Origin of the sequence: Microbacterium sp., from assembly GCF_003248605.1 — a bacterium.
Classification (GTDB): Bacteria; Actinomycetota; Actinomycetes; order Actinomycetales; family Microbacteriaceae; genus Microbacterium.
Genome location: NZ_QFPF01000148.1, coordinates 1 through 4,802, shown reverse-complemented (window position 1 = coordinate 4,802; position 4,802 = coordinate 1). Strand labels below are relative to the sequence as shown.

The window sequence follows — 4,802 nt, the reverse complement described above, 5'->3', positions numbered from 1 at the left end:
GGAGAGGACGTCGCCGTCGCGATCATCGTGCGACACACCAAGGCGGCCACAGACGGCTCCGCCCGAGCCCTCCTGGAACCAGGACTCTGTCAGGTCAGCACGACCGGTGAGATCGTGCTCGTGGGGCGCATCTCGGGCACCTGCGTCATCGGAGACCTGGCGTGACTGGCAGCCCGAGCCTGGATGTCTCGGGCCGTGACGGACTCGCCAACCTCGCTCTCCTCGGGCTGGGCGCTGTCATCGCCATCGCCGGAGTGCTTCGTGTGGCCGGTAACCTCGCCGCATTCGTCACCGGCGCGACGCAACCGACCGGTGGTCTCGCGGCCGGACTCGGAGTCTTCGGCTCCCCTGCAGACCCCGGGACCGCACTGGGCGCCGCCGGGCTCAATCCGATCGCATACTGGGCCGCCGTGGCGCTGCTTGTGGCGGTCGTCACCGTCGCTGCGTGGTGGGTGTGGCGCGTTCTCCGCAATGCCACCCGCCACGCCCGCTCCGATCCGAACCGCATCGCAGGGATCGCCTCCTCCGCGGACGTGAGGCGCGCAGCATCCAACCGCGCACTCCTCTCCCGAGCCGGACACCTGCGGGCATCGCTCACCAACCCCCAGCCAAGCGACGTCGGATACCTCGTCGGCGTGGCACGCGGATCGAAAGTCTGGACCTCGGTCGAAGACTCCATCCTCGTCATCGGCCCACCGCGATCCGGTAAGGGGGCGCACATCGTCATAAACGCGATCCTCGACGCGCCAGGAGCGGTCGTCACGACCTCTACCCGACCAGACAACCTCACGACGACGATCCGAGCGCGAATCAAGCGCGGCCCGGTCGCCGTGTTCGACCCGCAACAGCTCGCCCCCGGGGTGCCGGCCGGACTGCGGTGGTCACCAGTGCGCGGGTGTGAGATCCCGCTCACCGCGATGATCCGAGCGGCGGGAGTTGCCGCTGGCACCGGCCTCTCAAGTGTCGGCGTCGAGAACGGCGGCTTCTGGGAGGGAAAGACCCGCACCGCACTGCAGTCGCTTCTCCACGCCGCTGCCCTCGACGGCCGCTCGCCATCCGAGCTGTTCCGGTGGACCCTCGACCCCGCCGCCGCGAAAGACGCCGTCGCGATCCTGACCTCGAACCCGTCGGCCGCAACAGGCTGGGCCGAGTCGCTCGAGGCGATGATCGACGCCGACCCCCGCACCCGCGACTCGATCTGGCAGGGGGTCTCCCTCGCATTGGCGGCCTTGGCCGACCCGCGCGTTCTCGATGCCGTCAGCCCAGGCGCGGACGAACAGTTCGATCCGGAGACCTTCCTCCGACGCAACGGCACCCTGTACCTGCTCGCGACCGGCGCCGGCGCGGGTGCCTCGTCCTCGCTCGTCGCCGCACTTGTGGAGGATCTCGTCGAGACGGCCAGACGTATGGCCGCGAGATCGCCCGGCGCTCGCCTCGACCCGCCGCTACTCCTCGCGCTCGACGAGATCGGCAACCTCGCCCCGCTGCCGTCCCTGCCCGTCCTGATGGCCGAGGGCGGAGGCACCGGCATCACCACAATGCCCGTGCTCCAGTCCCTCGCCCAGGCCCGGCAACGCTGGGGCGACAACGCCGCCACGGCGATCTGGGACGCGAGCATCGCCAAGATCGTCCTCGGCGGCGCCTCCGGTTCGCGAGACCTGCAAGACATCGCCACGCTCATCGGCGACCGCGATGAGGTCACCGACTCGTTCACGGTCGGCGAGCGCGGCATGCGCTCTAACCAGCGATCCACACGGCGAGTTCCGATCATGCCGCCCGACGTGATCCGCACCCTGCCATACGGCACGGCGCTCCTCCTGCTGCGGTCGGCGCCACCGATCGTCACGCGTATGCGCGAATGGACTGCGCGCCCCGACGCTGCAGAGCTCCGCGCCGAAAGGGCTCGAGTCGAAGAGCAGCTGCGCCGGGGATAGGCCACGCACCTATCAGGTGATGGCCGACCCGCGGCCTCACGTAGGAGCATCCGATGACTATCCACACCCAGCAATCTCTCTCCGGGTTCATCGCCTCCGACCCTCAGCTCGCCTTCAACGCGAAGGGCGAGGCCCGCTTCTGGGTGCGCATCGGGCAGGAGCACTTCGACCGCAACGAAGACGGCACCTTCACCCAGACCGAGACGACGTATCACGACCTCGTCATGTTCCGGCGGAACGCGGAGCGCGCCTACGCGATGTTCAACAAGGGCGATGCATTCATCGCCGAGGGATACACGCACACCTCATCCCGCGAACGCGACGGCCAAGCTGTCGAGACCGAGGAGTTCGTCGCCAAGCGCCTCGGCCACGACTCGGCCCGCACGAACTACACCCTGCAGCGCCGTCGCAACGCGCTCCCGCCGGTGGCCGCTTCCGCCCCGTCGAAGCCCGCCGTACGACCCGTAGCGCTCTGAGGCGCCAGATGACCACCGACGAGCCCCTACACATCCCCGGGTACGAGTTCGAGCCGCCTGCCCCGGATGCCCCCGAGCCCGAAGCAGACGGCCTGTCGAGCGTGCCTCACCCGGTGAACTGGAACGTCCTCACGTCGGATCAGGCGGCGTTCGAATGGGTCGAACTCGACCGGTGGGTGAACTGGCTGCGACGCACCTACGGGCTCGGACCCTCGATCATTCCTCCGCTCTGGCACCGCCACGCAGAGCTGGTCTGGGAGCTATCCGCGCTCCACCTGCACTGGCTGTGCGCCTATGACGAGGAGCAGCAGGGCTCCGCTCCCCTGGGCTGGCACCAGGACTTCGCCGAGGCCCGCGAGCGACTGCACGACTGGGTCGCCGCCTGCGGCTCCCGCCTCGATCGCGATCGAGCCACGCGGCAGACTGCCTGGCCCGGGGAGGATCCAGCGCCGTCGGTCGAAGAGGTCACGATCGAAGATCGGGCAGCCGACTTCCGCAGGTTCGTCATCGAGGACGTCGCGCGCCGGCGCGCGGTCGAGGACGCGTTCTTCGCAGGGGAACGCGCCGGCCGAGAGTGAGCCGCAAAGTTGCCTGAATCCTTCGGGCCAGACGGTCCCGCGATCGCCCACATGGGGACCAATCCGAAGCCAACGAGCGACACGCGAGCCGACACGCCAGACGCCCAATGAAGCTCTAGTGCGCGAATGTTGTGCAATACTGAAGTCACTGCGAGGCCGACCACGACCTCGGGTGCGGCTCCAGGAGGCCCCTTGATGGTTCCGAACTCTCCCCCTCATGCGCTCGGCAACCAGGCGGACGGCGTCCGCGACTTGATGATCGACGTTGTACGTTCTCGGCACGATCGCTTCGCCGTTGCGCACGAGATGTCGGGGTCGCGCTACGCGATGGGGTTCGGTGCTCAGTGGCGGGACCTCCTTGATGACGCCTGCGCCGCGCTGAATGAGCGCGGGTTCCAGTCCCACAAGCTGGCTCCCGGCGGCCACAAGGTCGGGATCGTCAACGGCTCCGTGATCTATGTCTGGCGCGTGCCGGAGGACCCGAACGCCGTCAAGAACTTCGCCTCGAGCCCGACCCGCCAGAGCGGCTTCGTTGCCCCCACGCCTCCGGCGGCGCTGTGGGAGCCCAGCTTCGACGACGCCGTCGACGCCGCCGATGCGGCTACGACCAACGTCGAGCCGGCAGAGACTGCGGCCCTTATGGCCGCAGTCGGTGACCCGATGCCTTTGGTGCTCGTGATGGTGCACTCTGTCCCGTGGCAGTTGCAGAAGATCGAGTGGGCGGTCGCCGAACTCGACGGTGAAGGCAAGGTTGAGCTCCACGGACTGGACAGCATCTGGGAGCCCGAGCTTGTCGCAGAAGACACGGTGTCCACAGGCGAAGCGTTCGACCACGGCAGCCCGGTCAGAGTCGACCTGGAACTGAGGACGCGGGAGCAGCCGGGGACCGATGCGTGAGGATCCTCCCGGCTTGTTCGACTTGCCGATACCCGTTGGCAGCCGGTTCGAGCCGGCCAGGCTGACCCAGGCGCGCGTTCGCCTCGGCGTCAGCAAGACCGATCTCGCCACCCAGGTGAAGGTCTCACCCGCCGCGATCGGCCAGTACGAGGCCGGGGTGAACTCGCCCCGGCCCGAGGTCCTCGACCGTCTCGCGATGGCACTGCAAGTTCGCCCGGAGTTCTTCTCCGTCGGCCGTCCGCTTGCGCGCATCGACAGCGTTAACGCGCACTTTCGCAGCCTGCGCTCCGCGCGCGTGAGCGATCGGCAAAAGGCGCTGGCCACCGCGACCCTGGTCTGGGAGCTGGCCTTCGCTTTGGAGCGCTACGTCAGGCTACCTGAGGCTGATCTGCCCTCGGTCCCGGCCGGCACCGCGCCCGCGGAGGCGGCTGCACTATTGCGCGGGCACTGGAACCTGCCCGATGGCCCGGTGAAGCATCTGGTCGCGAACGCCGAGTCCCGCGGCATCGTCGTGGCGGTGCGGCCGCTGAGCGAAATCGACGCTGTCGACGCCTTTTCGGTGGTCGTTCTCGACCGGCCGATCATCATCACGACGCCCCGTCGCACTGAGAACGTGTTCAAACACCGATTCTCGATCGCCCACGAGATCGGGCATCTGTTGTTGCACCGCGAAGTGACCGAGCCAACCGCCTCGATCGAGAAGGAAGCCGACGCCTTCGCCGCCGCGTTCCTGACGCCGGCATCGGCGATGGATGCCGCGCTACCTCAGCGGCTCGACCTCGCTGCCCTCGACCGCCTCGGGCGGACGTGGGGCGTCTCGCCGACCTCGCTGGTACGACGCATGGTCGAGCGTGGCCGCACCACCGAGTCGTCAGCGCGCCGGGCTTACCAACGGCTCAACGCCGTCTACGACGCTA

At 68.4% G+C, this 4,802-nt stretch carries 5 protein-coding genes; all 5 read left to right on the top strand.

The genetic code is table 11. From position 1 onward, the window contains the following. Positions 1-161 precede the first annotated feature (161 nt). Entirely contained in the window at positions 162-1,934 is a 1,773-nt protein-coding gene (locus DI573_RS13990; protein ID WP_292815559.1) for a TraM recognition domain-containing protein, read from the top strand. 53 nt (positions 1,935-1,987) lie between these two features. Further along, positions 1,988-2,410, top strand: a complete 423-nt coding sequence (locus tag DI573_RS13985; protein WP_292815556.1) for a single-stranded DNA-binding protein — start codon at positions 1,988-1,990, stop codon at positions 2,408-2,410. 8 nt (positions 2,411-2,418) lie between these two features. Further along, the gene (locus DI573_RS13980) at positions 2,419-2,988 is read left to right on the top strand and encodes a hypothetical protein (RefSeq protein WP_292815553.1); all 570 of its coding nucleotides are present in this window, start codon (positions 2,419-2,421) and stop codon (positions 2,986-2,988) included. A 195-nt stretch (positions 2,989-3,183) separates the two neighbouring features. After that, positions 3,184-3,885: a hypothetical protein gene (locus DI573_RS13975; RefSeq protein ID WP_292815550.1), complete on the top strand. Its 702-nt coding sequence runs from the start codon at positions 3,184-3,186 to the stop codon at positions 3,883-3,885. Positions 3,886-3,898: 13 nt separating this feature from the next. After that, positions 3,899-4,802 (top strand): XRE family transcriptional regulator (locus DI573_RS13970; protein WP_292815547.1); only part of this gene is annotated, 904 nt, incomplete at its 3' end.